This window comes from Streptomyces sp. NPDC002669, from assembly GCF_042889165.1.
Classification (GTDB): Bacteria; Actinomycetota; Actinomycetes; order Streptomycetales; family Streptomycetaceae; genus Streptomyces.
Genome location: NZ_JBIAQQ010000039.1, coordinates 32,844 through 58,790, shown reverse-complemented (window position 1 = coordinate 58,790; position 25,947 = coordinate 32,844). Strand labels below are relative to the sequence as shown.

The following is a 25,947-nucleotide window of genomic DNA, read 5'->3' as shown; positions in this document are numbered from 1 at the left end:
CATCAGGCACAAGATCAGCAGACACCCAGCAGATCCTGCCGACACAACACTCAACTGCCAAGCCAACACACCGATCTCATTCTGAAATGATCAGTTAGAGGGCATCCGGCCTATCCAGTCGGTGTTTTGGGATGTTCTTGTGATGGTGGGGCGTAGCGTTCGTTGTCCGGGACGTGGCATCCCGCCGTGCATGTCGCAGTGACGTCCCCGATGTCCGCCGGGCGTTGACCGAGTCCGTGCTCGTCACCCGGCGGCCCGCCCGATTCGGGCCCGGGTGCGTGTTCCGAGAGAGAGCGCGAGCGCGATCCGCTACGTGAACCGCGCCGGGATCCCCCGCGGTCCTCCCCGACGAGCACGAACGCTCGCTCCAGGAGAAGCTGCTGCGGACCCCCGCTGGGGCCGGGGTCCTGCACCCGCGGCAGTCGGCCGCTTTCCGCGCCGTGATGACCGACCCGCTGGAGCAGCACGTCCATCTCCCCCTGGGCGCCGAGTCCGGTTCCGCCCGGTTCGCCACCGGGCGTACGGCTTCTGCCACGCACACGTCCGCATGCTCGTCGACGAGGCGTGAGCCGGGGCCCGACGCCCTCGTCGACGTCCTGCCGGCCCCGCCGGCGCCCGAGCCCTTCGCGTACCGACGGAGCCGGGGCCGCGCCGCCGAGGAGATCAAGCCGGCCCTGCGCACGCTCGCGGAGAGGACGCCCGCCGCAGGATGGGGAAACACCGGGCGGTGGCCGGTCGGAGCGTGCCTCAGTTCGTCCTCGCCCATGCGTAGCGGTGCTCGGGCCGGCCCGTGTCGCCGTACTTGAGGCTGAGACTGATGCGGCCCGCGCCCTCCAGGTACTTGAGGTACCGCTGCGCGGTGGAGCGGCTGAGACCGGACCGCGTGGCGACCTCGTGCGCGGAGAGCGGCCCCTCCGCGGCCGACAGGACATGACGGATGACATCCGCGGTGGGCGCGGAATGTCCCTTGGGCAGCCCGGCCGCGGGGCCGGACTCCATGGTGCGCAGGGCACCGAAGATCTGGTCGACCTGCTCCTGTCCGGCCTCGCCCCGGCCCCCGCCCACTCCTTCGAGGGTCCGGCGCAGGGCCGCGTAACTCTCCAGCTTGGACCGCAGACCACTGAAGTTGAACGGCTTGACCAGGTACTGGAGTGCTCCGTACCGCATGGCGGTCCGGACGGTCGCCACATCGCGGGCCGCGGTCACCATGATCACATCGGCCGGGTGGCCGAGCTGGCGCAGCCGCCGGACCAGCGTCAGCCCCGTCTCGTCCGGCAGGTAGTGGTCGAGCAGCACGAGGTCGACGTGGTCGTGTTCCAGGAAGGCCAGTGCCTGAGCGGCGGTGTGCGCACGGGAGATGACCCGGAAGCCGGGAACCCTGGCCACGTACGCGGCATTGATCTCGGCAACCCGGAAGTCGTCGTCCACCACCAGGACATCGATCATTGCGACTCTCCCACTTCTGTCAGCGACCGGACGGTGAGTGCCTCGGGCAGGACGACGGTGAACACCGCGCCGCCGCCCGCCCGAGCCGTGATGCGGGCCACGCCGCCGTAGCGCTCGGCCAGCCGGCGGACGAGTGCCAGGCCCAGGCCGCGTCCGCGGTGCGCGAGGGACTCCTTGGTGGTCCAGCCCTCGGTGAAGATCTGCTCACGCATCCCGGGAGGCACGCCCGGACCGTTGTCGCTGACCCGCAGCACCACTGTGCTGCCCTCGGCGAGCAGCTCGACCTCGATGAGCGTGGCGACGTCCAGCGCGTTGTCGATCAGGTTGCCGAGGACGGTCACCAGGTCCCGAGGGTCCACCATCACGTCCGGGAGCCGGGTGCTCGGCGAGATGCGCAGGGCGGCGCCCCGCTCCGCCGCGATGGCCGACTTGCCCACCAACAACGCAGACAACAAAGGGTCGTTGACCCGTTCCGCCACCTGCTCCGCCGAAGCCCGGTGGCTGCTGGTCACCTCCTCGACGAACTCCACCGCGGCATCGTGCCTGCCGAGCTCCAGCAGCCCCAGCAGGGTGTGCAGCCGGTTGGCGTGCTCGTGGTCCTGGGCGCGCAGCGCGTCCAGCAGGCCGTGGGTGGAATCCAGTTCACGGCTGAGCAGTTCCAGCTCGGTGCGGTCGCGCAAGGTGACCACGGCCCCGCCGTCCCCGGTGGGCATGCGGTTGGCGATCAGCACCCGGCCCCGGCAGACGGTGAGCAGGTTCGCGCCGTCGACCCGTCCTGTCAGCACCTCCGCCGTACGGCCCGGCGGCAGCACCTCGCCCAGGGCACGTCCCACCGCGTCCTGGTCCAGCTCCAGCAGCCGCTGCGCCTCGTCGTTGAGCAGCCGGATCCGGCCCCGGGCATCAAGGGCCAGCACCGCCTCGCGAATGCTGTGCAGCATGGCCTCGCGCTCGTCCAGCAGAGCGGAGATGTCGGCGAAGGCGAGTCCGTGCGTGGCGCGCTGCAACCGCCGGGACACCGCCAGGGCGGCCAGCACGCCCACGGCGAGCGCCGCTCCGGAATAGAGCAGCAGACCTGGGATGGCCCCCAGCAGCCGGTCGTGGACGCTGTCGTAGGCGATACCCACCGACACGGCACCCACGATGTTGCGGTGCCGGTCGCGGAGGGGGACCTTCGCACGCGCCGACCGGCCCAGGGTCCCCTCGTCGATCTGCATGATCTCCCGGCCGCCCAGAGCCGTGCTGGGATCGGTCGAGACGTGCTTGCCGATCTGCGTGGCGTCGGTGTGCGACCAGCGTACGCCGCGGGTGTCCATGACGACGATGTACAGCGCCCCGGTGGCCCGCCGGATCCGCTCCGCCTCGGCCTGCACCGGTCCGCCGGGGCTGGGGCGGGTGCTCGTCAGATCGCGCACCAGGCCGGGCTCGGCGGCGGCGGTCTGGGCGATGGACAGGGCCTGGTGCATCGCCTGGTTGTCGAGCTGATGGCTGAGCGGAGCGAGGAAGAGCCCCGTCACGAGCGTGATCACACCGGTGGTGATGGTCACCTGGGTGAGGAGGACCTGGGCGAAGACACGGCGCGGCCAATGTATGCGCATGTGCTCGCCTTCTGCCTTCCGCCGGCCAGGAGCACGATGCTCCGTTTCGTCCTCGTGTGAACGCAACGTAAACGTCGTGGTCGCCGATGACCAGTCCTCGTGGCGCATTCGTTGCCGGAGCGCGAGCAGAACGAGCAGAACCCCGCGTTATGAGCAGAACCATGAGTTGTGGGCGCAAGGGTGCCCGGGTCCGCGGGACGCCTCTAGCGTCCCGCTCCATGAAAAGCGAAACGAGCCCCGCCATCGAGCTGCGGGGGGCGAGCAAAGCGTTCCGGACCCCGTCGGGGGCGCTCCACACCGCCGTACGGGATCTGGACCTCACGATCGGGCGCGGCGAGTTCGTCGCCGTGGTGGGCCCCACCGGATGCGGCAAGTCGACCACACTGACCCTGGTCAGCGGCCTGGAGGAGCCCACCGAGGGCGAGGTGCTGGTGGCCGGGGAGCCGGTGCGCGGCATAGGTGACAAGGTCGGCTTCGTCTTCCAGCAGGACGCGGTCTTCCCCTGGCGGACCGTACTGTCCAACGTGATGGCCGGTCCCCGCTTCCGCGGCGTGCCCAAGCCCGAGGCGAAGGAGCGGGCCCGGGAATGGCTCGCCAGGGTCGGTCTCTCCTCCTTCGAGGACCGCTACCCCCACCAGCTGTCCGGCGGCCAGCGCAAGCGCGTCGCCCTCGCTGCCACCTTCGTCAACGACCCCGAGATCCTGCTCATGGACGAGCCGTTCTCCGCACTCGACGTACAGACCCGGGCCCTGATGTCGGACGAACTGCTGGAGCTGTGGGCCGGCACCGGCGCCTCCGTCGTCTTCGTCACCCACGACCTGGAGGAGTCCATCGCGCTGGCCGACAAGGTCGTGGTCATGACCGCGGGACCCGCCACGGTCAAGGAGGTCTTCGAGATCGACCTGCCCCGTCCCCGCAAGGTCGAACAGGTACGGCTGGAACCCCGGTTCGTCGAGATCTACCGGGAAATCTGGTCCTCGCTCGGCGAAGAGGTCCGCATCACCCGCGAGAGGGGTGCCCTCGATGTCGCCTGAAACCATCACCGCGAGCGCCGCCGTGACCAAGACCGACCGTGCCCGGGCCCGGGCACGGTCCGCCAGGAACCGCAAGTACCTGGTGGCGGCCAGCCGGGTCGCGGTGCTCCTCGCGGTCGTCGGGCTCTGGGAATGGCTGGCCCGTACGGCGGTCATCGACCCGTTCAACTTCTCCATGCCGTCGAGGATCTGGGACCAGATCCGCACCTGGGTCGTCGATGGAACCGCCCAGGGCTCCCTCTGGGAACAGATCTGGTACACGCTCTACGAAGCGCTGCTCGGCTGGGTCATCGGCGTGGTGGCCGGGGTGCTGCTGGGGATCGCGCTGGGCCGGGTCCGGTTCGCCGCCGATGTCCTCGGCCCGTACATCAAGGTGCTCAACGCGCTGCCCCGGATCGTGCTCGCGCCGATCTTCCTCATCTGGTTCGGTCTCGGCCCGGCGTCGAAGGTCGCCTCCGCGGTCGTCCTCGTCTTCTTCCCCGTCTTCTTCAACGCCTTCCAGGGCGCACGGGAGGTCGACCGCAACCTCGTCGCCAACTCCCGCATCCTGGGCGCCAGCAACCGTCAGGTCACCCTGCAGGTGGTCATTCCCTCCGCCACCTCGTGGATCTTCACCAGCCTGCACGTGAGCTTCGGATTCGCACTCATCGGCGCGATCGTCGGTGAGTACATCGGAGCCACCAAGGGACTCGGGCTGCTGGTCGCCGCCTCCCAGGGCACGTTCAACGCCGCCGGCGTCTACGCCGCGATGGTCATCCTCGCGATCGTCGCGCTGCTGGCCGAAGGGCTGCTGACCTTCCTGGAGAAGCGGCTCTTCCGCTGGAAGCCGGCCGACGCCGATTCTGCCCGCTGACGCCCCGTCGCCTTCCCTACCCCGCCCCATTCCTCGCAAGGACGTGAATCAGATGCGCGCATCCACCCGGATCCCGGCCCTCGCCGTCGCAGGCGTACTCGCCCTGACCAGCCTGACCGCCTGTGGCGGCGGTGACTCCACCTCGGCCTCCGGTGACAAGAACGACAAGGTCAAGATCATGGTCGGGGGCCTCGACAAGGTCATCTACCTGCCCGCGATGCTGACCGAGCGGCTCGGCTACTTCGAGGAGGAGGGCGTGTCGGTCCAGCTCCTGACCGAGCCCGCCGGTGTCCAGGCCGAGACGGCACTGGTCTCCGGCGACGTCCAGGGCACGGTGGGCTTCTACGACCACACCCTCGACCTCCAGGTGAAGGGCAAGCAGGTCGAGTCCGTCGTCCAGTTCTCCCACGCCCCGGGCGAGGTCGAGATCGTGTCCAACCGGGCGGCGGACGAGATCAGGTCGGCAAAGGACTTCAAGGGCAAGAAGCTCGGGGTGACCGGCATCGGTTCCTCCACCGACTTCCTCACCAAGTACCTCGCGGTCAACAGCGACGTGCAGACCAGTGAGTTCACCCCCGTCGCGGTGGGAGCCGGACAGACGTTCATCTCCGCCCTCCAGCAGGGTTCCATCCAGGGCGGCATGACCACCGACCCGACGGTCGCCACCATCCTGGACAAGAAGCTCGGCAAGATCCTCATCGACATGCGGACGCCCGAGGGATCAGAGCAGGCGCTCGGCGGGCCCTACCCCTCGTCCAGCCTCTACATGCAGACCGAGTGGGTCAACAGCCACAAGAAGACCGTCCAGAAGCTGGCCAACGCCTTCGTCAGGACCCTGAAGTGGATGTCTGCGCACAGCGCGGACGAGATCGCCGCGAAGATGCCCGCCGACTACGCCCAGGGCGGCGGCAAGGCTCTCTACGTGCAGGCGATCAAGAGCACGCTGCCCATGTTCACCGAGGACGGCGTCATGCCTGCGGACGGGCCCGCCACCGTCGAACGGGTCCTCAAGGCGTTCAACCCGAACCTGAAGAACGCCGAGGTGGACCTCGCCAAGACGTACACCACGGAGTTCGTCGAGAAGGCGAACTGACCGCGGGCACCGGAGGCACCCGTGCCCGCGGGCGGCGCGGGCGCCGGTAATCGGGCGGCTCGTCCATGAGGGCGGGCCGCTCCGCAGCAACGGCGCACCAACTCGTAAGTGTTTTCAACCCGCTTCCTTGTGCTGCGTCTCGCTGACCTGCGTGATGTGTGGGCTCGGTTCGTCGAGACAGGCCGCAGTTGTCCGTTTCACATGGCCTCGGTCGCCCCGGCTCGGGGAACGGCGTCGGTAGGGTGTCGCCATGCCGTATTCGCCGATGCCGCTCCAACTCGATACCGCTCGACTGACGTTGCGTCAGTGGACCGAGCCCGACATCGATGCCCATCGCGTGCTCGTCGCCGAACGGGGTGGTGGCATGCCGTCGATCGAAGACAACCGGCGGATGATCGAGGATCAGCGGGCTGCGTCGGCGCTGACAGGGATTGCTCTGCTGCCCGTCATCCGCCGCGATGTGGGCGATTTCATCGGGTATTGCGGGCTCACTGTCGGTCGGGCTTCCGCTGACGAGCCGGAGATCGCCTACGAGTTGTTCCGGCGCGTGCACGGACAGGGCTATGCCACCGAGGCGGCGTCCGCGGTGCTCGACGCGGCGATCGCGACAGGGCGGAAACGGCTCTGGTCGACGGTGCGTCCCTGGAACGCACCATCGTTTCACGTCCTCGAAAAGCTTGGGTTCCAGCGCGACCACGTCTCGGCCGAAGACAGTGGCGAGCTGGTGTGGCTCACCCGTTCCCTGCCGTAGGAGACACGCTGCGGTCAGTCCGAAGTGGCTCCACCACGTCGGAGGCACCCCTGCCGACCCCTGTCACAGTTCGACGCCGGCGGGCAGGATGATCGTCATGATCCGTGCCTTGGACGATGCCACCTCGTTCCACGACCTGTTCGCCACCCACCCCCGTCTGACCGACTTGGTCCTGGCGCCCAGCGGAACGCACCTGATCGCGTCCGTGCAGACCATCAACGACCAGGGAACCAGGTACGTTTCGAGATTATGGGAGGTGGACCCCTCGGGCGAGCGCGAGAGTCGCCTCGTGGCCCAGTCCGTGCAGGGCGACTTTGCTCCCGCTTTCGCCGCCGACGGCACACTGCTGTTCCTCTCCGGCCGCGAGAACACTGATTCCGCCGCTGAAAAGAGCGAGAGCCAGGGCGTGGGACTGTGGGCACTGCCGGACCGCGGCGAGGCCAGGCAGATCGCCCACTACCCGGGAGGTATATCCGCCTTCGCCGTCGCCAAGGATGCCCGCACGGTCGCCTACACCGCTGATCTGCTGCCTGGCGCGGTGAATGCCGAGGCATACGCCGAACTTCTTCGTGAGCGCGAGAGCGCCATGGTCAACGCAGTTCTGTACGAGGCGACCACGACCTGCGCCTTTGGCGCAGGCCCCGGCCCCGATGAACCCCACACCTTCGTCCTGCACTCCGACGGGGCCCCGGTGAACGCCGGCAGCCAGGGTCTGGCGGGCACAGGAGATACGGCGCTCTCGCCGGACGGATCGCTGGTGGCCTACACGCGGGCCGCGACGGGCCGCGCTCCCGACACGAATGTCGTGGTGGTCGCCGACGCGGCCACCGGCGTCGAGCGCCACACCCTCTCGCGCCCTGGTCATCAGTACTACCGCCTGGCGTTCACCGCCGATGGCTCGGCGCTGGTCTGCCAGCGCCAGCAAGAGGAGACCTACGACACGGAGTGGCGAGTCACACTGGTCGCATGCGACCTGGCTTCGGGTGAAGAGACCGACCTCCTGCCGGAGTTCGACAACTGGCCGTGGCCCGGAAGGGCGGTCCTCTCGCCGATCCGCGGGGACGCCACGCTGTGGTTCACCGGTGACGAACGGGGCCACTGCCCGATCTTCCGCCGCGGCGCAGACGGCACGATCACCCGCCTGACCGCCTCCGGTGCCTACGCCTCGCTCTGCGTGTCGCCCGATGGGTCCACCCTCTACGCACTGCGCAGCACGATCGACAGCCCGCCTCGAGTGGTCCGGCTGGACGCCGTCACAGCCGATCAACACCCCGCCTTCCTCAGGGGCCCCGGCGACCTCGACTCGCTTCCCGGCACGCTGACCGAAGTGCACGTCGAGGCGGACGACGGTTTCCCGTTGCGCGCCTGGCTCGCGCTGCCCGAGGGTGCCTCGGCCGAGCGCCCGGCGCCGCTGATCATCGCTCCCCACGGTGGACCACAGATGTCCTGGAGCGCCTGGACGTGGTTGTGGAACCCATGGCCGTTCGCGGCCTGCGGCTACGCAGTACTGCTACCGGATCCGGCGCTGTCCACCGGCTACGGGCAACGCATGCAGGAGCGAGGCCGGGGCCAGTACGGCGGTCAGCCCTACCGTGATCTCATCGCGCTGACGGACGCGGCACTGGCACGCGGCGATCTCGACGCGACCCGGACCGGCCTCGTCGGCTGGTCCTACGGCGGCTACCTGGCCAACCGGGTCGCGACCCTCACCGACCGCTTCAAGGCGATCGTCACCCACGCCGGGATGTGGAACCTCGAGGCGTTCCAGATCGACACAGAGATGCACGCATATTTCCGGAAGATCTTCGGCGACCCACGGACGCGGCGCGAACGGTACGAAGCCAATTCGCCACACTTCCACGCGGCGAAGGTGACGACGCCGATGCTGATCGTGCACGGCGGCAAGGACCACCGCGTCCCGATGGGCCAGGCACTGAGCCTGCACAGCGATCTGCAGCGGCTCGGGACGCCCGTCAGCTTCCTGTACTTTCCGGACGAGGGCCACGGGATCGGGGCGCCGAACCACATTCGCCTCATGTACGAGACGGTGCTGAACTTCCTCGACCACCATGTCCTCGGACAGGAATGGCGGCGCCCCGGCATGCTCTGACCGATCATTCGAACGCGCCAGAGCAGTTCGCGGGGCGGCCTCCCGGCCCTGCACGTCGGCGGGCATCACGATGACCCTCACGGGGAAGTCCTTCGTGTCGTCCGCAACGTGTCTCTTCCGCCCGTTGGTCATCCTCGCGGGATCGAATCCGCGGGTCGCCCGGATCACCGTGGACACGCCATGGAAATGGTCCACCTCGCTCCCTCACCAAAGGGTCCGATCAGCTCTTGTTCAACACGCTGGACTTGACAGAGAAGTCATCCGAGACCACCGCCCTGAAGGCGTCCAGCTCCAGGACCCGCGTGGTCGGCCAGGTACTCGCCCAGGTCCGCTCACCCGAGCCTGCCGCACCGATCGGGCAGATCGGCGCGGGGTCGGGAACGGCCGCATCAAGTGGCTGCATGGTGGTGCGGAGGGGGGCTCCCAGCCGCCGCAGGGGACGGGGATGCGCCGGCCGTCGGCGGCGGGGCGCTGGGCGGGGGAGCAGACCGGACAGGCCGGTATGGAGATGCGGAACATGTGGTCCTCCTTTTCCAGGTCCGCGGCGGGGGCGCGGGTGGCTGGGCGGACGCCGGGAACCAGTGAGCGTCACCCCCCTTCGGCCGCCGCTTCGTGAAGCTCGTTTTGTCGGCTGCGTGCACATCGTGACGGCAGACCCCGGCCCGAGCCGGGAGTGCGGACAATCCGCAGGGAGCGGCAGCCACCGCCCTCGTCGACCCAGTGGCGGAAGGAAACGCGCTCGTATTCGGTACGGCTCCCGTCCGCGGCCGACCCGGCCTGCGGGAACAGCGACCGGACAGGGCGACATGGTGGCGAGAAGTTCATGTCCGAAGCCTTGTTACGCCACATTCTACGCGCGTATCTTCAGCTCCTGGATCTGTGCGAGGCGTCCTCAAGCGTCCTCCGCCACCACTTTGACGATCCTTCACTGCTCCTGGCGCCGAGGTGCCCAGGCTGTGTCCTGCCACGTAAGGAGTACCGCAACGGTGCCCAGATCTCTCCCCGCCCGCCGCACACTGCTGCGCGCCACCCTGCCCGCCGCCGTCACCGCGTCGCTGGTACTCGTCCCGCTGCCCGGTGCGGTCGCCACCCCGTCCGCGGGCGCGGTCATCGCCGAGGTCTACGGCGGTGGCGGCAACTCCGGCGCGACGCTGAAGAACGACTTCATCGAACTCGCCAACCCGTCCGGGGCCGCTTTCGGTCTGGCCGGCCACAGCGTGCAGTACCTGCCGGGCAGCCCCGGCGCCAGCAGCAAGTGGGGGGTCACCCCGCTGAGCGGCACGGTCGCCGCCGGTGCCCGCTACCTGGTCGCCGAGGCGGCGGGTACGGGCGGCACCGTGGGCCTGCCGACCGCCGATGCCACCGGCAGTCTGGCCCTGTCCGCCACCACGGGCACCATCGCGCTTGTCAACGGCACCGAGGCGCTGACCTGCAAGACCGCCGCGGACTGCGCCGCGGATCCGCGCGTCGTCGACCTGGTGGGCTTCGGCACCGCCGTGGTCCACGAGGGCTCCGGCGCCGCCCCGGGCGCCTCCAACAGCACCTCGGTGGCCCGCGCCGCGTCTCTCGCCGACACCGACGACAACGCCGCCGACTTCCAGGCCGGCGAGCCCACCCCGGTCAACAGCAAGGGCGAGACCGCCCCCGGGGGCGGCTCCGGAGGGGGCGACACCGGCCCGACCGAGCCCGGCCCGGTACGCGTCCACGACATCCAGGGCGCCACCCGCCTCTCACCGATGGTCGGCAAGACGGTCGTGGGCGTTCCCGGCATCGTCACCGGCATCCGTACGTACGGCACCAAGGGATTCTGGATCCAGGACCCGAACCCGGACGCCGACCCGGCCACCAGCGAGGGCGTCTTCGTCTACACCGGCGGCACCGGACCGGCCGTCAAGGTCGGCGACTCGGTCCTGGTCACGGCCAAGGTCACCGAGTACTACCCGAACAGCTCGGGCGGCTCGCAGTCCCTCACCGAGCTGGCCAACCCCAAGACCACCGTGGTCTCCTCGGACAACCAGGTGCCCGCCGCAGTGGTGCTGGACGGTTCGGCCGTCCCGGCGGCGTACGCACCGGACGCGGCGGGCGGCTCGATCGAGTCCCTGCCGCTGCGGCCCGGCACCTACGCGCTCGACCTGTACGAGTCGCTGGAGGGCATGAACGTCGAGGTCCGCGACGTACCGGTGACGCAGGCCAGCAACTCGTACCACGAGCTGTGGGTGAACGCCCGCGAGCAGGACCCGCGTTCGTCCCGCGGCGGGTCCGTGTACCTCGGATACGACCAGCAGAACGCCGGCCGGCTCATGGTCCAGTCGCTGGGCCAGGCCGCAGACTTCCCGGCCGCCGATGTCGGCGACCGGCTCACCGGCGCCACCGGAGGCCCACTGGACTACACCAAGTTCGGCGGCTACGCGGTGCAGGCCACCCGGCTCGGCACCGTCCGGTCGGGCGGCCTGGAGCGGGAGGTCACCCCGGCCGGCCTGCCGAGCGAGCTCACGATCGGTACGTACAACGTCGAGAACCTCGACCCGGGTGACCCGGACGAGAAGTTCGCCGAGCTGGCGGCCGGCATCGTCACGAACCTGCGCTCGCCCGACATCCTGGCCCTGGAAGAGGTCCAGGACGACAACGGCCCGGTCAACGACGGCACGGTCACGGCCGGTGCCACCGTCACCAAGTTCGTCGAGGCGATCAAGGCGGCCGGCGGCCCCGCCTATGACTGGCGCTCCGTCGACCCGGTGAACGGCAAGGACGGCGGCGAGCCCGGCGGCAACATCCGCCAGGTGTTCCTGTTCAACCCCGACCGGGTCTCCTTCACCGACATACCCGGCGGCGACTCCACCACCGCCGTCGACGTGACCGGCACCGGCAAGCGCACCTCGCTGACCGCCTCCCCGGGCCGGATCGACCCGGCCGACGAGGCATGGAACAGCAGCCGCAAGCCACTGGTCGGTCAGTTCAAGTTCCACAACAAGCCGGTCTTCGTGATCGCCAACCACTTCAACAGCAAGGGCGGCGACCAGGGCCTGGACAGCCGCTTCCAGGCCCCGACCCGCAGCTCCGAGGTGCAGCGCGTCAAGCAGGCCGAGGTCGAGCGGGCCTTCGTCGCCAAACTCCTGGCCGCCGACCCCGGCGCCCGGGTGGTCTCCCTCGGCGACTTCAACGACTACCAGTTCTCGCCCGCGCTCCAGACCCTCACCAAGGGCGGCGTCCTGCGTGACCTGGTGAACGAACTGCCCGCCTCTGAGCGCTACTCGTACGTCTACCAGGGCAACTCGCAGGTGCTCGACCACATCCTGGTCAGCCCCGCGTTCAAGCCGCAGCAGACTCGCTACGACGTCGTCCACATCAACAGCGAGTTCGCCACCCAGGCATCCGACCACGACCCGCAGGTGGTCCGCGTCAAGCCTTGACCCGGCCTGCCCCTCGCGCCTCCCCCGTCCGGTCCCCGACCGGGCGGGGGAGCTTCTTGTTCCACCGGTCTGTCCATATCTGGTACAGAGGTGGCACGTTGGGTTTGGTCCCCGGGAGCGGGCACCAGGTTTCATGTGGTGGGTGACGGCGTAAGTGATGTGATCATTTGTTGTTCGGGCTCGGCCGGTGTGAGGGGGCGGGGTGCAAAGTGCCGGCGGTGTCGGTTGTAGTACGGCATGCAGCGGATGCTGACTCCCACTTCCCTGCCGTAGGCGGGTCTCATCCCAATGTCATTCGAAATGGCGTGTCTTGGCTTTGGCTATAGGAAGATGCGAGGCCGTTTCGGACAGGCTGTGAGAACTACTGATGCGGGTACATGAGAATCACCTGTTCGCTCCGCTGGGAGTCGCCATACGAGGGCATCTTTGACCTGGGGCTTTACATTGCGCGGGTCGGCCTACGACGTAGGGGACCGGTCCGATGGTTCACTCCCGCTCGCGTGCCGGCTCTTCCGGCATGAACTTGCTGAGCGCATGAACCGACTCCGCTTCACGGTGCTCAGCCGCCGCGTGGTACTCCGCCGGTGTCATCTTCCGCAAGGTCACCTGCTGCGTGTCCATCCCGTCATCCTCAACCGGTCACTTGCACCAGCGCCACTGGTTTCCGCCCCCCGGCCCTCGTCACCGCGCTCAGCCACAACACCGATACTGCTGTTCTCGCAGGGGTTCTCGGGTGTGTCAGTGGTGGTTGTGATCCTGGGCGGCATGGACGAGGAGACCTTCTGGGAGCTCAGGACGAGCTGGGCCGTTGCCCTGGTGGCCGGCACGGACGGCTGGAGTGGCTGCGCGGGGAGTTGCGGTGCCGGCCGACCGCGGAGAGGGTGGAGTTCCAGGCGCATCTGGAGGCCGCGTGCGAGGCGCTCGCCACGGACGCACCGCGGCGTGCGGTGAGCCGGATCGAGAGTGGCCCGTGCTCCGACGACGGCTTCGACGGCTTCGCGCTCCGGCTGGTGGCCCGGGGACGAGAGACCTGCAAGGCTGTGCTCGCTGACCCGGACACCCTTGCCGACATTGCCGGGGTACGGGCCCCGACGGGGCGCTCCCCGCAGGGGTGGTGTGACGAGGAGTGGCCGGAATGGGAGGCGCTCGACTACGTGGCCCTGGAAGCCGTTCGGGAGACATGGGCGAGGCCCGGGGACGAGCCCACCGTCACAGAGGCCGGGGCGAGGATCCGCACACCGCGGCTCGACGCCCTCTTCCCCGTGGAAGCCGGCCCCTGACCGGGACGCGACGCCGACGCCCACGACCGTGGGGGGAGCCCGGGGCTCGGCTCTGCCCTTCGTGTAGGCGCGTTCCCCCCGTCCACACTTGAGCACTTCGGCGAACACACCGACAGCAGGGCCAGGACGGCCGGGTGCTGCAACCGCGGCCCCAGGCCCCGTGCCCGGGGACGGGTGGATCCGGGAGAGCGGGCCGTGGAGCCGGTCGGCGACCCGGGCGGCCCCACCGGCCAGGTCGCCGTCGAAGCCGACGAACATCTCCGGCTCGGCGACCTGTCGCATCGTCAGACCGGCCAGGTGGGCGACCGGGCAGCCCATGTCCTGGGCGCTCCCACTGTTGCCTTCCCCGGCGGCGGTCGGCTCACACCCGGGGACTGCTTCCTGTTTCGGAACACACCATCCCGAGCCTCTTCAGCTCCACCGCGCGCTTCGCCTCCAGCACCCCGGCCCCGTAGGCACGGCGCTGCTCGGCGACCCACTGCCCGAGCGGGTACTCGCCGATACGGCCTCCGTGATCGATATTCGCATATGGGGCATAGTCCGGGGAATCTCTCCCTCCTTTTGAGGGGCTGTTGACACGTGTGATCATCGGAGCTTAGGTTTTTGAGCGGTAAGTTCTGGCGTTCGGCGTGGAAGCCTGTAGCGGATATTTTTCCTTGCAGGAGTACGGGCCATTGGGCCACGGAAAATCTCCGTTACTTTCCATGCGCGCCCTGACTATGAATGGGAGTTGCATCATGAGCACGGATCTTCTCATCGCAGCGGCTGACGAGGAACTGAGCGACCTCGACCTCGACGTCCATTTCATGTCGAGCGGCGACGTGGCTGACCAGATGTACAGCTGTGCGGTCGACAGCATGGGCAACGGGTCCAGCACCTCCAACGGCTGGCGCACCTGCTGCGCGTAATCATCCCCTGAGGGATATTTAGAAATGTCAGGTCCGTGAAAAGAGGTTCATTCCTCTTTTCACGGACCTGGCAGATCATTCTTATGGAGGCAGGGATGAAGGCGGGCTATTTCACGTCACGGGAACCGCTGATGCTTCGTGCGGTGGCCACTTCTCAAAACCCGGCCGAAATTCCCTCGCCTCCGGCGAGCGAAGCATACGACTTTTGCGACTCGGAACTCCTGGCGCAGATCCGGCTCCTGGCATCGGACCAACGCCTCCGTGATGCCGTGGCGGTGTCGAGCCCGTCTCTCGACAAGACGTTGGAACGGCTGTTGGAGGGCGCGGAACTGCCGCGGAAGCGCTTGATGAAGATGGCCGTCTCGCTCACCAAGTACGCCCTGCGCATAGCCGGCCGGCCGACACCTTTCGGCCTGCACGCCGGAGTCTCCGTTCTGGAAACGGCGGACACCGCGCGCGTGGAGCACACGGAGCGCCGTGTGAGAGCACGGTTCGACGAGGCATGGTTCTCCGAGGTGGCTCGGACCCTGCTGGCGTACCCGGGCGTGCGTCACGCGCTCACTGTCGTCGTCACCAACCTCGGCTACGTCCGCGGGGACAGGCTCGTGCTGCCCAGCACGAAAGCCCCGGACGGCACGGGGGAGAAGGGCAGCGGCCAGGCGAGCATCCGCATGACCCCGCTCCTGGCCACCGTCCGTGAGGTGGCGGCGAAGCCGATCCGGTACGCGGAACTGGTCGACCGGCTGGCCGGCACCCTGCCCGATACCACGGCCGAGCAGATCGACCGCTACCTCCTCGGGCTCGTGCGGAACGGTGTTCTGCTCACCTCGCTGAGCTCCGACCTCCTCGACGAGTTGCCGCACGACGGCACCTGTCCGGAGTCCGACACGATGCGGGAGCTCCGTACCCGCCTGCGGCGTTACGAGGAGCGCCCGGACTCGGCGGAAGGTATCGAGGAGCTCAGGACCGCCTCCCGTACGGCCAAAGCTCTCGCCGAGACGGCCAAGGGTGCCATCCAGGTGGACCTGGACCCGGGGATCCGGGCCGCTGTCCCGCCCGGCGTGCTCGCGGAGATCGAGTCGTACGCGTCCACGATGTGGCGCATCACCCCCGACGAGCCCTCGCACCCGCACATGGTGTCGTACTTCTACGCGTTCATGGACCGCTACGGCAAGTACGGAGCGGTCCGGCTCGAACAGCTCATCGACTCGCACCGAGGTCTGGGCTTCCCCACCGGCTACCGCCACCCCCTCGTCAACTCCCGGGTCTTCCCCGACTTCACGGGCACGAAGGACGAGCTCCGCCGGGCGCGGCGCGAGGAACACGTGGCCGTGCTGCTGCACCGCGGACTGACACACCCGGACGGAGAGGTCGTCCTGGACGAGTCCGATGTGGAACTGCTCGCGGACAGCACACAGGCACCTCCGTACGACATGGACCTCTGCTTCCAGCTCAAGGCCCGGGACACCGACGCCCTGAACGCCGGTGACTTCGAGCTGGTCTCGTCACCGCTGGTGGGCGCGCGTGTCATGGGCGCCACCATGGGGCGGTTCGCGGAACTGACCGGCAGCGTGGACCGACTTGCCTCGCTCTACCCGTCCGGTCACTCCTCCGGCATTCACGCGCAGGTCTTCTTCGAGCCGACCTCGACGCGCGCCCGCAACGTGATGCGCACTCCGCGCCTCGTCCCCTTCACCCTCCCCATCGGCACCTTCGTCGGCCGGGAGGACGGCGGCCACCCCATCGACTGGCGAGAACTCGTCGTCCACTCCGACGGAACGAGGCTTCGCCTCCACTGGCCGCGTGAGGACGCGGAGGTGCATCCCTTCGTCCCGCACATGCTCGCGCTGCAGGGAGGCGCGCCGAACCTGGCGAGGTTCCTCAGCGAACTGCGCTACACGAGCGGCCGGAAGGCCTGGCGCGAATGGAACTGGAAGGGGTACGACGCGCTGCCCGTGCTGCCGCGCGTCCGTATCGGCAAGGTCGTCGCCTTTCCCAGGACCTGGCGTGCGACCCCTGCTCTGCGCCAGTCCGCAGGAGACCCCTCGGCCTGGCACGAGGCGGTCCCGCAGTGGCGAGAGACGTCACGCGTCGACCGACGGGTCGGCGTCGTGGACCAGGACCGTGTCTACGCGCTGGACCTCGACGAAGCCTTCCACCGCGAGATCCTCCGTCGCGACCTGCTCAAGGGCGGGATCACCCTGATGGAGGTACCGGGCACGGGCGAGGAGGACTTCGGCTGGCTCCAGGGCCGGTCCAACGAGATCGTGGTTCCGCTGCGCGGGAGGGCCGGCACGGACGAGCCCCGGCCGCCGCACCCACCGGCAGTGATCGAGCCCGTGCGTCACGATCTCGGCGGCGACTGGGCGTACGTACGGCTGTACGCCGATCTCGACACCCATGACGAGCTGATCACACGCCATCTTCCGCACGTCATAAGGGAGATGGCCGATCTGGCCGACCAGTGGTTCTTCATCCGCTTCAACGATCCGGAGCCGCACATCCGCCTGCGTCTGCACAGCGCCGACGCGAGGACGACGGGACGGATGCACGAGCGGCTGTACGAGAACCTGCGAGCACTCGTCCGCAAGGGACTCCTCCGCCGGGTCGGTGCCGAATCCTACGAGCCGGAGACCGAGCGCTACGGCGGGCCCGAGGCACTGTCGCTCGCCGAGAGGATCTTCTGCGTCGACAGCCAGGTCGCCGTCAACCAGATCCGTCTGCTGAACCGTGCCAAGGCCCTCGACGTCACCGCGAACACCGTCCTGGTGGCCGACTACGCGTCCCTGCTGGAGGCCCTCGGGGTGGACTGGACCACGTGGGCGGCGGAACGGTTCATGAAGTCCAGGGACGGGGCCGTCGGGCGCGACCAGATCGACGAGGTGTGCCGGATCGTGACGGCCAAGGACGTCGCACGGAGCGTCACCGAACGCCTTCCGGCGCTCGACCTGGTACGAGCCTGGGGAGACAACGCTGCTGCGCGCGGCTACCGCGAGAGCATCTCGCGGGACCCGTCCCGATTCTCCGAGAAGCAGCAGAACTACGCCATCTCCAGCCTTCTCCACATGCAGCACAACCGTCTCGTCGGTGTGAACCCGGAGAACGAGGAACGGAGCCTCATCCTGCTCGGCCACGCGGCGCGAAGGCTGCGACACCGATGACCGACAGAACCAGCCGTGTGCGCCGAATCTGCCGGGACGTCTCGGCCGAACTCACCGATCCCGCGTCCGTCATGAGGACGTTCACCGAATCGCTGGGCGACGACGCGACCCCGGCGCAACTGGAGGCACAGATGCGGAGCCTGGGCAGTGGACTGCCCGGCGTGGCCCTCCTCTTCGGTGACTGCGCGCCTCCCGCCCTGCGGATGGACCACGTGTCACACCGGCATTTCACCACGGCCGTCCAGTTGCTGCGGCGCAGTCCGGCCAATGACCCCGGCCTCCACTCCGGGATCAGCGGCCTGGCCTTGTCGATCCTCCTGTGCCGCGGGAGCGGCAACGGATACGGAAGCGCCCTGCAGCGGCTCGACGCTTCACTGGGCGGCATCGTGGCAGCGGTGCGCACCTCCGTCGAACACGATCCCATCGGAGACCGGGCCCGCTTCGACGCCATCAGCGGACTGGCGGGCGTGGGCCGGTACGCCCTGCTGAGGGGCGCCCCGATGCGGGACACCCTCGTGTCGGTCCTGAAAACACTGGTCGCTCTCGGAACGAGCCGCTCCGTCGACGGCCACCACCTCCCCGGTTACTGGACGCTGACGAGACCGCGCGGCGGACTCGTCGCCTCGCCACGCGACGGCAACCTGAACCTCGGCATGTCGCACGGCATCGCCGGCCCGCTGGCACTTCTGGCCCTCGCCCACAAGCAGGGGGTGTCCGTACCCGGCCAGCTGAGAACAATGGAGATGCTGGCCGACGTCTACCGGAATCGCGCCCGGATCGGGGAACACGGCGTCCACTGGCCCGACTTCATCCCGTGGGACGCGTGGCTTTCCGGTGACGGCGACGAGGAGAGCGGAAGAACGGCGTGGTGCTACGGCACCCTCGGCATCGCCTCCGCGCTGCGTCTCGCGGCGGACGCGACAGGCCAGGAGGAACTGCGCCTGCTGGCCCATTCGGCCGTGGAATCCATGATCCGCGTACCGCTGGACCAATGGCCGGTGAGCAGCGCCGGGCTCTGCCACGGCTGGGCCGGTGCGCTCAACTGCCTCAAGTTCTTCGCGACGGGGCCACATGCCGAGGAGGTGAACCGCGTTCGTGAAGAGATCGCTGATGTGGTTCTCCGGCTCCACGACGAACGGGAACCCTTCGGGTTCGGATACCCGGACGAAGACGGGCGGACGACGCTCGCACTCCCGGGTTTCCTCGACGGCGCCACCGGCGTCGTCCTGGCGCTGGACGCCTATGCCTCGGGAAGCACCGAGGCAGCGCCGTGGGACGCGGCGCTCCTGCTGGCCTGACAGCAGCCCGGCGGACGATCGGAACAGGTGGGGAAAACAGACATGCGGTGGTCAGGGAGATTCCGAATGCCGCGGCCGGGCCGCGCACGCGCACTGACGACGACCGAGCAGATCAGCGCGATCACGCACCTGGTCGCAGCCCTTGAGTCGCTGACGAACGAGCGCCGGAAACACAACGCGCCCCTCGTGGACTGGGACCTGGTCCGTGAGGAGTTCGCATGGGCGCCTCCCCCGGTACGACGGGTCCTGGACTTCGTGGGCCGGCCACAGGTGAGCCGGTCGATTCAGATCGCCCGCGTGGCCGCGGCGGCGACGCTCGTGGTGCCGTCGACCGGGCGCCGGACCAGAGCGGCCGCCGGGTCCTTCCTCGCCCTGTCCTCCCTGGTGGTCAACCCTCGCCAGCACTTCGGGACGGACGGATCCGACCAGGTGGCCTTCACGGTGCAGGGGGTCGCTGCCGTGGCCCGGCTGAGCGAACGTCAGCCGAAGGTGGTCGACACCTGCCTCTGGTTCATCGCACTCCAGTCGGCCCTGTCGTACTTCGCCGCCGGCGTCACCAAACTCGCCGGGCCGGGCTGGCGTTCGGGCGAAGCACTGCCCGGCATCCTCCGGACCGAGATCTACGGCGACGAGGGAGCGTACGGGCTCACGCAACGTTTCCCGGAACTGTCGAAGTACGTGAGCCACGGGGTGCTGCTGTTCGAGTGCGCGTTCCCCGTGATCTTCATGGCGAAGGGGAGGGCGGCCCCTCTCATGCTGGCCGTCTCCGGCTCCTTCCACCTGGTCAATGCCCGGGTCATGGGGCTCTCGCGCTTCGTGTGGGCCTTCTGCTCCACCTATCCCGCGGTCCTCTACGTGACGCGCCCGAACCCGATCGGCATGGCGGAGGGGCCCCGTGGACACCAGGAATGACGCGCTGCCGCGCCTGATCGCCGCGGTGTTCGGTACCGCTCTGCTCACCGGAGCGGTCGCACAGCGGCGGACGGCCCGCCGGGTCGCGTGGGGAACCGGTTCGGAGCGACTCGTACGCACCGACAGCGGAAACACCATCGCGTACCGGCTCCGGCGCACACCTCGCCCGGTGCTCGCCGCGGATCCCGTGGTGGTGGTTCTGCCGGACCTGGGCGACACCGTGGAGCGATGGAGCACGGTCGAGGACGAGCTCGGCGCCGACTTCTCGGTCCTGGCGGCCAACCGCGCCGGATACGGCAGGAGCCGACTCGGGAGCACCGCCGCGTTCACCCTGGACCTGCTCGTGAAGGACACCGTGGACCTCGTGCGGGCGACTTGCGGGGATCGGCCGGTGGTACTGGTCGGCCACGGACTCGGAGGGCTCCTCGCCCTGCGGGCCGCAGCGGACGAGCCCCGGCTGGTCGACGGAGTGGTGGTGATCGACCCCCGGTACCCCGGCGAGCTGCATCGCTCGAAGCTGCTTCGATCGCTCTCCGAGCAAACCGGGTTCGGCTTCACCCTGATGCCGCAGTCCCTGCGCTCCGGCCTCTCCCCGCTGCTGCTGGCGCCCCCGTGGATCGAGCAGGTCCCCCGACGGGTGAGGTCGCTCTGCCTGGACCAGTACCGCGCGGCCTCCACCTGGACCGCGGCGGAACGCGAATGGCGGGCCGTACACCGTGAACTGGCCGAGCCGGGCACGATGCCGAAGGTCCCCGTCCCGGTGACCCTGCTCATGTCGAGCCCCAGGAACGCCGAGAGCCTCGCATACCAGGAGATGCACGCGGAGCTCATGGACCTGCCCGACTTCGCCGGCACCACGGTCCTCGACGACATCAGGCGAGAAGCAGTGCCGTACCAGGAAGGAGCGAAGAAGATCGTCCACGGGACAAGACGCTTTCTGCACGACCTCTACGAGACGGAGGCCGACCGTTGAACCGCCGAGTTCTCGACCGTTCCGTTCAGATCGCTCTCGCGGGCTGGTTCACCGCGACGGTCCTCAGCCAGCATCCCCACCGGGTGTTCGACGGGCTGCGGCGGTTCGACCGTCTCGGCCTCATCCCGAACTGGCGCTTCTTCGCACCCATCCCCGCACAGCACGACTACGTCGTGCTCCACCGCCTCGTCCACGCCGACCGCTCGACCGGCGGGTGGCAGCGGCCGTCACAACCGTACGAGAGGGGCTGGACCTCCGTTCTGTGGTCCCCGCAGCGGCGGCACGTCAAGTCCGTTCTCATGGTCTGCGGCAAGTTGAGCGGAGTCGTCGCGTCCGCCGGGGTCCAGGGGATCACGGAGAACCATCTGTACCGAATCCTCCGGGAGTACGTCCGCGCCGAGATCGCGTCGTACCCCGCGAGCGAGCGGGAGAACGCTGTGGCGTTCCAGTTCGTCGTCGTCAAGAGCGGTGGCTACGATCCGGGCGTCAAGCCCAAGTTCATCTTCTCCTCGCCGTCCGTTCCGCTGTGACAGCGGCCGGATTTCTCTTGTACACACATGGGAGTTGATGTGCAAAGAAACACGACGATGCCCGACATCGGACTCATGATGCCCGTCGGAGGCGCGCGGATGCAGGCCGTCCTGCCCTACGCCGCGCTCGCCCAGTCGAGGGGTGGACGCACGCTCTGGCTCGGCCAGGTACTGAGCGGCGATACACACCACCCGTTCATTCACGCGGCGGCGGCCGGATTTCCGGTTCCCGCGGGCATCGGTGTGTCGCTGATGCCGCTGCGGCACCCCTACGACGCGGCTGTCCAGGCCCAGTCCGTGGCCGCCGCGACCGGCCACCCGGTCGTCGCCGGCTACGGTCCCGGCAGCATCTCGTTCCAGAAGAGACTTCTGGGCACGCCCTACCGAAGCCAGCTGGGAGCGGTGCGGGAGTACGTGAGCATCCTGAAAGGGCTGCTGGACGGGGGAGAGGTGGCCACCACGGGCGAGTACTTCTCCTTCCACGGCGGACTCCCCAAGGTCACCCGCCCCCGGGTCGAGGTGGGCCTGGGCGTACTCCGGCCCGGCATGGCACGGCTTGCCGGAGAGACGGCGGATGTCGCGATCACCTGGCTGGCGCCTGCCGCATACATCCGCGACGTGATCATGCCGGCGCTGCGAGAGGGAGCGGCCGCTCGCGGTCGTGTGGTCCCGCGCGTCGTCGCAATGGTGCCTGCCGCGCTCGACAAGGCCGGCCGTGCGGCGGAAGAACTCGTCCTGGCCGGAAACCGGGCCCATCTCGGCCTGCCCCACTATCAGGACATGCTGAGGCAGGCAGGAATGGACACCGACGTGGAGGCGGACCCGGCAAAGGCGGCGAGAGCCCTCGTCGACGGCGGTGCCTTCCTGTACGGGGACGCGACCGAGCTGAAGGACCGCGTGGCCGAATACGCGGCGGCCGGAGTGGACGAAGTCGTGGTCGGCGCCGGCGGCGTGGTCGCCCTCGAAGGGCCACGAGCCGGTCTTTCGGAGGCGCAGGCACTACTGGCCGCGCTGGGGTATCCCGCGGCCTGACCGATCGCATGCGGCTCGGGACGGCAACCAAGGAGGGACATGGAGCGGTCGGGAGACCTCCGTCTTGTGGAGGCGACACCCGAGGGTGCGTCCGGCACGGATCCGACGGTCGAGGAGTACGTCGTCCGAGTGGGGACGCGGGATGTCGGATCCCTCCGGCTGGCCACGGGCGGTGAAGCACCCGTCGGCAGAATCCACTCGTTCCAGGTGGAGGACGACGATCACGAACGTCGTCTCGCCCTACAGGTGGTGCGCGCAGCGGAACGAGTGCTGCTCGGCGCCGGATGCGCTCACGTTCTCCTGACGCTCCCCTCCTTCCGGTTCGGAGACCTCCCGATGTTGTCGCGGGCCGGATACAAGGAGTTCGCCCACGACCTGGGCAAGCGGGTCGGCCCGGGCAACCGGGCCGACCCGGAACTCGGTGGGGGCTATACGACCGTGCGTACGTCGCAGGCCGGACGGGAGTCGTGGGAGCGAGGGTTCCTGCGCGGGTACGCGGCTCTGCTGCGCGACCTGGGACTGCCCGGTGGCTACGCGGAGTCCAGCGCACGGAAGGCCCTGACCTCCCTCGCGCGACCGGGCGGAACAGCGGGGCCGTACCAGCTCCAAGACCTTTTCCATCAGGGCGAGCACATCGGACACCTGTGCCTCGGCAGGAGCGTGGACGGCCGCACGGGATTCGTCCACGACGTAGCGGTCGAGAAGAAGCACCAGGGACGAGGGCACGGGCAAGCGCTGCTCCGGCTGGCGGAAAACCATGCCGCGTCCGCAGGGAACACTGACATGGCTCTGACAGTGTTCACGGAGAACACACGGGCCACCAACCTGTACCGGGCGACAGGTTTCAGCCGAACATCCATCCATTTGATGCGACAGCTCCCCCAGGCGCCGTAGAAACGCCCGTGCACGGCAGCTGCGCTCTCAGGACACTCGCCCGCCCGGCCCGGCCGAGACCGCACCGCCTGCAGCGGGACGTGCAGGCGGTCGGCACCGAAGCCCCCACCGGTGCCGGGGACCGAAGGTCGCCCGCTCCTCCTACTACGCCTGGTGCGAGGGCGAGGCCGCCCGCCGCGCTCGTCGGGCCGCCGACAACGCGCTCGCGCACGAGACCACCGTGCTGCACATCTCCTCCCGCCCACACCTACGGTCTTCCGCGCATCCACGCCGAACTGCGCCGCCTGGGACGACGGGTGAATCGCAAGCGCGTCGCCCGCGTGATGCGTGAGCGCGGCGTCAGCCGACGCAAGAGACGTTCGCTGACCCGGCCGGATGTGAAGGCGAAGCCGGCCCCGGACCTGATCGGCCGCGACTTTCATGCCGAGCGTCCCGGGACCAAGCTGGGGGTGACATCACTTACCTGCCCACCGCCGAGGGTCGGCTCAGCCTCGCCCGCCGGCCGGACCTGGCCACCCACGAGCTCGTCGGCCACGCGATGGCCGACCACCACCGCGCGGAACTCGTCGTCGATGCACTCGACATGACCCACGGCCGGGGCGGACTGGAGCCCGGCTGCGTGATCCACAGCGATCGCGGCAGCGAATGTACGTCGACCCAGTCCCGGGAAAGAATAGGGGAGCTGGAGCTGCAGCAGAGCTGCGGACGCACCGGATCATGCTTCGACAACGCCGCTGCGGAGAGCTTCTGGGCTCTGTTCGAAGAAGAGATCGGCACCCGCACCTGGCCCGACCGGGCCACCGCCCGCGCGGAGGACTTCAACTTCATCGAGACCTTCTGCAACCGCCGCCGCCCACGCAAGCACAAGACCTTCGGCTGCCTCACCCCGGCCGAGACCAGGCAGCGGCCTCAGCACGCCCTCGCGGCATAACGATCACGTGTCCGAGATCACGGGAAACTTCAGTCAGGTACCTGACGCGGGACCTGCGGGTGGCTCCGGGTGCGAGGAAGATCCATTCCTCGCAGCCCGGCATCTCCGGGGGCTGTCGCGGCGCTCCTGCCACTGCTGGATGTGCCGGACGGTTTCCGGGCTGATGGGAAGGTGTCGGCCGTAACGTCTGTGCTTTCGGTGGTCGTAGACCAGGGACGGCTTGCCGTCGGTCCACCGCAGGCTGTCCCGCTTGAGCGAGGTGGCTTCCTCGGGACGGCGCCCGGCGTCGCGGATGATCCGGTAGACCTCCTGATACATGGCCGCGAAGTCACCGGCCTGCCGGCCGGCGTGCTTGTAGGTGGAGTCCGCGCCCATCAGGGGCAGGTACCGGTCGAGCTGGGCGATGACGTGCCGGGGATCGCGCGGCCGCTCTCGTCCTCGGTCGTGTCGACAGCCTCGATGCCGTGCAGTTCGGGGCTGAGCGCGAAGACCCCCGGGACGTCGTCCATCAGGCCGGCCGGGCGCGCGTACTGAAGGAGCCGGCGCCACCAGCCCAGCATCGCCTTGCGCTGGGCATGGGAGTGGGCGCTGCCGCCCTTCGGGTTGCGGGCATCTTCGATGGTCTCGACCACAAGGGTCGTGTCGGCCAGGGCGAGTGTCTGCGGCCTCTCGGCGGCGAGCCTGGCCGCCAGTGCGTTCGAGGCTAGCGTCGAATGTTGGCCGGGCGTCTCAGCTCCGCCACGGTGGGCCGCACGGCCCGCCCGTACTCCTTGACGATTTCGCGCAGCCACCGTTGCCGGATGGGCTGGAAGTCCAGGTGCCCGCTGACGGCCAGATAGCGGCGGTTCGGTGCGGACAACAGCCCCACCAGCGCGCAGTCCCAGACGTCTGCGAGCGTCGGATCGACACCGTCGTACTGGACACGGGCCCGGCGGAGTCTGACCTGCATGTCGTTGACCAGGCCGTGGGTGGTCTTGGGGAGGTCGGTGGCGGACAGCGGCGTGCTGAGGTCGAGAAGCGAGGACGGTCTCGGGGGAGGTTGCGGACGATGCGGCGCATCATCGCGGGCACGACCGGGCGGTCCTCCTTGGCACGGCGCTGAAGGCAGAAGAGGATCTCAGCCCGCACCGCTGTGGAGAGGTCCCCGAGAGCGAACTGTGCGCGGCCCGGTTGCAAGCCGGCCCCCCATTGGGCTGTCGCACCGCGGGCAGGGCCGGTGTGTGGGTCGTGCCGAAGTCGGCCGGGTGACCGCGCCGTGCGCTGACGGCCCGGCATGCTTCGCAGCGGGACTCCGGCGACTCGACCAGCGTGTCGCAGGCCATCACGCGCCAGGCGAAGGCCCGGGTCCGCGGGTTGTCCAGATCCGCTGTGAACAACAGGCTGCCGGGATCCCACTCATTCGTCCGCCACTGGAGGTCGAGCCGGTCGGCGAGCCAGGCCGCCCGGTCGGTCCGTACCAGCTGGCGCGCGGGCGGTTCGGCGTAGTCGTGCGCCCTGGCGATCTGGCAGCCGAGATGCTGGGAGTCGTGCAGGAAGTGCATGTCCTTGCGCCGCAGGCCAAGCGCCTCGCCGATACGCAGACCGGTCCCGAGGAGCAGCGCGAGCAGGAAGCGGTCGCGCGCGGTGCTGGCAGCCGAGAGGATCCGATCGACCTGCCCGGTGAGCAGGACGGCGGGCGGCAGCTCGATCTCGGCTGCTTTGAGGACAGGGGTACTGACGTGCCGAACTGACCGTCT

Annotated in this window: 24 protein-coding genes and 1 pseudogene; 18 read left to right on the top strand and 7 right to left on the bottom strand. The window is 68.9% G+C overall.

Annotated features, from left to right (window positions below):
* Positions 1-747: 747 nt before the first annotated feature.
* Together ACFYW1_RS35865 and ACFYW1_RS35860 are read right to left on the bottom strand one after the other, a co-directional pair.
* The gene (locus ACFYW1_RS35865) at positions 748-1,446 is read right to left on the bottom strand and encodes a response regulator (protein ID WP_389003199.1); all 699 of its coding nucleotides are present in this window, start codon (positions 1,444-1,446) and stop codon (positions 748-750) included.
* Positions 1,443-3,041: an ATP-binding protein gene (locus ACFYW1_RS35860; RefSeq protein ID WP_389003196.1), complete on the bottom strand. Its 1,599-nt coding sequence runs from the start codon at positions 3,039-3,041 to the stop codon at positions 1,443-1,445. Before ACFYW1_RS35860 ends, ACFYW1_RS35865 begins: the two co-directional genes overlap by 4 nt.
* A 218-nt stretch (positions 3,042-3,259) precedes the next feature.
* On the opposite strand from ACFYW1_RS35860, the gene ACFYW1_RS35855 reads away from it, so the two are divergent.
* From ACFYW1_RS35855 to ACFYW1_RS35830, 6 genes are all read left to right on the top strand, one after another.
* Positions 3,260-4,075 (top strand): ABC transporter ATP-binding protein, encoded by an 816-nt coding sequence (locus ACFYW1_RS35855; protein ID WP_124720284.1) that lies wholly within the window; start codon positions 3,260-3,262, stop codon positions 4,073-4,075.
* Positions 4,065-4,928, top strand: a complete 864-nt coding sequence (locus ACFYW1_RS35850) for an ABC transporter permease (RefSeq protein WP_389003192.1) — start codon at positions 4,065-4,067, stop codon at positions 4,926-4,928. The genes ACFYW1_RS35855 and ACFYW1_RS35850 overlap by 11 nt, the downstream gene beginning before the upstream one ends.
* Before the next feature lie 52 nt (positions 4,929-4,980).
* Entirely contained in the window at positions 4,981-6,021 is a 1,041-nt protein-coding gene (locus tag ACFYW1_RS35845; RefSeq protein WP_389003188.1) for an ABC transporter substrate-binding protein, read from the top strand.
* Positions 6,022-6,271: 250 nt separating this feature from the next.
* Positions 6,272-6,772: a GNAT family N-acetyltransferase gene (locus ACFYW1_RS35840; RefSeq protein WP_389003185.1), complete on the top strand. Its 501-nt coding sequence runs from the start codon at positions 6,272-6,274 to the stop codon at positions 6,770-6,772.
* Between the two features lie 109 nt (positions 6,773-6,881).
* The gene (locus ACFYW1_RS35835) at positions 6,882-8,882 is read left to right on the top strand and encodes an alpha/beta fold hydrolase (protein ID WP_389003182.1); all 2,001 of its coding nucleotides are present in this window, start codon (positions 6,882-6,884) and stop codon (positions 8,880-8,882) included.
* A gap of 986 nt (positions 8,883-9,868) precedes the next feature.
* A complete protein-coding gene (locus tag ACFYW1_RS35830; protein WP_389003178.1) occupies positions 9,869-12,292 on the top strand; it encodes an endonuclease/exonuclease/phosphatase family protein in 2,424 nt (807 codons plus the stop codon).
* Between the two features lie 486 nt (positions 12,293-12,778).
* Here ACFYW1_RS35830 and ACFYW1_RS35825 read toward each other — a convergent pair whose 3' ends face one another.
* Positions 12,779-12,913 carry a hypothetical protein gene (locus tag ACFYW1_RS35825; RefSeq protein ID WP_389003175.1) on the bottom strand — a complete coding sequence of 45 codons (135 nt, stop codon included), beginning with the start codon at positions 12,911-12,913 and terminating at the stop codon, positions 12,779-12,781.
* 260 nt (positions 12,914-13,173) lie between these two features.
* Between ACFYW1_RS35825 and ACFYW1_RS35820 the strand changes: the two genes are divergently transcribed.
* Positions 13,174-13,572 carry a DUF4240 domain-containing protein gene (locus ACFYW1_RS35820; RefSeq protein WP_389003173.1) on the top strand — a complete coding sequence of 133 codons (399 nt, stop codon included), beginning with the start codon at positions 13,174-13,176 and terminating at the stop codon, positions 13,570-13,572.
* A gap of 361 nt (positions 13,573-13,933) precedes the next feature.
* Here ACFYW1_RS35820 and ACFYW1_RS35815 read toward each other — a convergent pair whose 3' ends face one another.
* Positions 13,934-14,161 (bottom strand): helicase associated domain-containing protein, encoded by a 228-nt coding sequence (locus tag ACFYW1_RS35815; RefSeq protein ID WP_389003170.1) that lies wholly within the window; start codon positions 14,159-14,161, stop codon positions 13,934-13,936.
* 148 nt (positions 14,162-14,309) lie between these two features.
* Here ACFYW1_RS35815 and ACFYW1_RS35810 point away from each other — a divergent pair, with 148 nt between their 5' ends.
* From ACFYW1_RS35810 to ACFYW1_RS35765, 10 genes and pseudogenes are all read left to right on the top strand, one after another.
* Entirely contained in the window at positions 14,310-14,480 is a 171-nt protein-coding gene (locus ACFYW1_RS35810; protein WP_177328114.1) for a hypothetical protein, read from the top strand.
* 83 nt (positions 14,481-14,563) lie between these two features.
* Positions 14,564-17,641 (top strand): lantibiotic dehydratase, encoded by a 3,078-nt coding sequence (locus ACFYW1_RS35805; RefSeq protein WP_389003167.1) that lies wholly within the window; start codon positions 14,564-14,566, stop codon positions 17,639-17,641.
* Entirely contained in the window at positions 17,638-18,939 is a 1,302-nt protein-coding gene (locus ACFYW1_RS35800) for a lanthionine synthetase C family protein (RefSeq protein WP_389003164.1), read from the top strand. The genes ACFYW1_RS35805 and ACFYW1_RS35800 overlap by 4 nt, the downstream gene beginning before the upstream one ends.
* Before the next feature lie 66 nt (positions 18,940-19,005).
* On the top strand, positions 19,006-19,851 hold the full coding sequence (locus ACFYW1_RS35795; protein ID WP_389003161.1) for an HTTM domain-containing protein: 846 nt from the start codon (positions 19,006-19,008) through the stop codon (positions 19,849-19,851).
* Positions 19,835-20,824 (top strand): alpha/beta fold hydrolase, encoded by a 990-nt coding sequence (locus ACFYW1_RS35790; protein ID WP_389003158.1) that lies wholly within the window; start codon positions 19,835-19,837, stop codon positions 20,822-20,824. Before ACFYW1_RS35795 ends, ACFYW1_RS35790 begins: the two co-directional genes overlap by 17 nt.
* Positions 20,821-21,354, top strand: a complete 534-nt coding sequence (locus ACFYW1_RS35785) for a hypothetical protein (RefSeq protein ID WP_389003155.1) — start codon at positions 20,821-20,823, stop codon at positions 21,352-21,354. Before ACFYW1_RS35790 ends, ACFYW1_RS35785 begins: the two co-directional genes overlap by 4 nt.
* A gap of 57 nt (positions 21,355-21,411) precedes the next feature.
* Entirely contained in the window at positions 21,412-22,386 is a 975-nt protein-coding gene (locus ACFYW1_RS35780) for an LLM class flavin-dependent oxidoreductase (RefSeq protein ID WP_389003152.1), read from the top strand.
* Between the two features lie 207 nt (positions 22,387-22,593).
* Entirely contained in the window at positions 22,594-23,280 is a 687-nt protein-coding gene (locus ACFYW1_RS35775) for a GNAT family N-acetyltransferase (protein ID WP_389003149.1), read from the top strand.
* An 8-nt stretch (positions 23,281-23,288) separates the two neighbouring features.
* Positions 23,289-23,627 (top strand): annotated as a pseudogene (locus ACFYW1_RS35770) (IS3 family transposase); the annotation flags it as partial.
* Between the two features lie 107 nt (positions 23,628-23,734).
* A complete protein-coding gene (locus tag ACFYW1_RS35765) occupies positions 23,735-24,211 on the top strand; it encodes a transposase (protein ID WP_389003207.1) in 477 nt (158 codons plus the stop codon).
* 374 nt (positions 24,212-24,585) lie between these two features.
* Here the strand turns inward: ACFYW1_RS35765 and ACFYW1_RS35760 are convergent, their stop codons facing one another.
* The 3 genes from ACFYW1_RS35760 to ACFYW1_RS35750 form a co-directional block, all read right to left on the bottom strand.
* The gene (locus ACFYW1_RS35760) at positions 24,586-24,843 is read right to left on the bottom strand and encodes a hypothetical protein (RefSeq protein ID WP_389003146.1); all 258 of its coding nucleotides are present in this window, start codon (positions 24,841-24,843) and stop codon (positions 24,586-24,588) included.
* Between the two features lie 71 nt (positions 24,844-24,914).
* Positions 24,915-25,160: a hypothetical protein gene (locus ACFYW1_RS35755; RefSeq protein WP_389003143.1), complete on the bottom strand. Its 246-nt coding sequence runs from the start codon at positions 25,158-25,160 to the stop codon at positions 24,915-24,917.
* Between the two features lie 109 nt (positions 25,161-25,269).
* The gene (locus tag ACFYW1_RS35750) at positions 25,270-25,818 is read right to left on the bottom strand and encodes a hypothetical protein (RefSeq protein WP_389003205.1); all 549 of its coding nucleotides are present in this window, start codon (positions 25,816-25,818) and stop codon (positions 25,270-25,272) included.
* Between ACFYW1_RS35750 and ACFYW1_RS35745 the strand changes: the two genes are divergently transcribed.
* A complete protein-coding gene (locus ACFYW1_RS35745; protein ID WP_389003211.1) occupies positions 25,738-25,941 on the top strand; it encodes a hypothetical protein in 204 nt (67 codons plus the stop codon). The two genes, ACFYW1_RS35750 and ACFYW1_RS35745, sit on opposite strands and share 81 nt — an antisense overlap.
* The last annotated feature ends 6 nt before the right edge of the window (positions 25,942-25,947 follow it).

What these genes read in the sequence shown, in the direction of transcription:
- ACFYW1_RS35865 (WP_389003199.1), bottom strand. Translation starts at nt 1,446, where the DNA reads ATGATCGATGTCCTGGTGGTGGACGACGACTTCCGGGTTGCCGAGATC.
- ACFYW1_RS35860 (WP_389003196.1), bottom strand. Translation starts at nt 3,041, where the DNA reads ATGCGCATACATTGGCCGCGCCGTGTCTTCGCCCAGGTCCTCCTCACC.
- ACFYW1_RS35855 (WP_124720284.1), top strand. Translation starts at nt 3,260, where the DNA reads ATGAAAAGCGAAACGAGCCCCGCCATCGAGCTGCGGGGGGCGAGCAAA.
- ACFYW1_RS35850 (WP_389003192.1), top strand. Translation starts at nt 4,065, where the DNA reads ATGTCGCCTGAAACCATCACCGCGAGCGCCGCCGTGACCAAGACCGAC.
- ACFYW1_RS35845 (WP_389003188.1), top strand. Translation starts at nt 4,981, where the DNA reads ATGCGCGCATCCACCCGGATCCCGGCCCTCGCCGTCGCAGGCGTACTC.
- ACFYW1_RS35840 (WP_389003185.1), top strand. Translation starts at nt 6,272, where the DNA reads ATGCCGTATTCGCCGATGCCGCTCCAACTCGATACCGCTCGACTGACG.
- ACFYW1_RS35825 (WP_389003175.1), bottom strand. Translation starts at nt 12,913, where the DNA reads ATGGACACGCAGCAGGTGACCTTGCGGAAGATGACACCGGCGGAGTAC.
- ACFYW1_RS35815 (WP_389003170.1), bottom strand. Translation starts at nt 14,161, where the DNA reads ATGATCACACGTGTCAACAGCCCCTCAAAAGGAGGGAGAGATTCCCCG.
- ACFYW1_RS35810 (WP_177328114.1), top strand. Translation starts at nt 14,310, where the DNA reads ATGAGCACGGATCTTCTCATCGCAGCGGCTGACGAGGAACTGAGCGAC.
- ACFYW1_RS35805 (WP_389003167.1), top strand. Translation starts at nt 14,564, where the DNA reads ATGGAGGCAGGGATGAAGGCGGGCTATTTCACGTCACGGGAACCGCTG.
- ACFYW1_RS35800 (WP_389003164.1), top strand. Translation starts at nt 17,638, where the DNA reads ATGACCGACAGAACCAGCCGTGTGCGCCGAATCTGCCGGGACGTCTCG.
- ACFYW1_RS35795 (WP_389003161.1), top strand. Translation starts at nt 19,006, where the DNA reads ATGCCGCGGCCGGGCCGCGCACGCGCACTGACGACGACCGAGCAGATC.
- ACFYW1_RS35780 (WP_389003152.1), top strand. Translation starts at nt 21,412, where the DNA reads ATGCCCGACATCGGACTCATGATGCCCGTCGGAGGCGCGCGGATGCAG.
- ACFYW1_RS35755 (WP_389003143.1), bottom strand. Translation starts at nt 25,160, where the DNA reads ATGCAGGTCAGACTCCGCCGGGCCCGTGTCCAGTACGACGGTGTCGAT.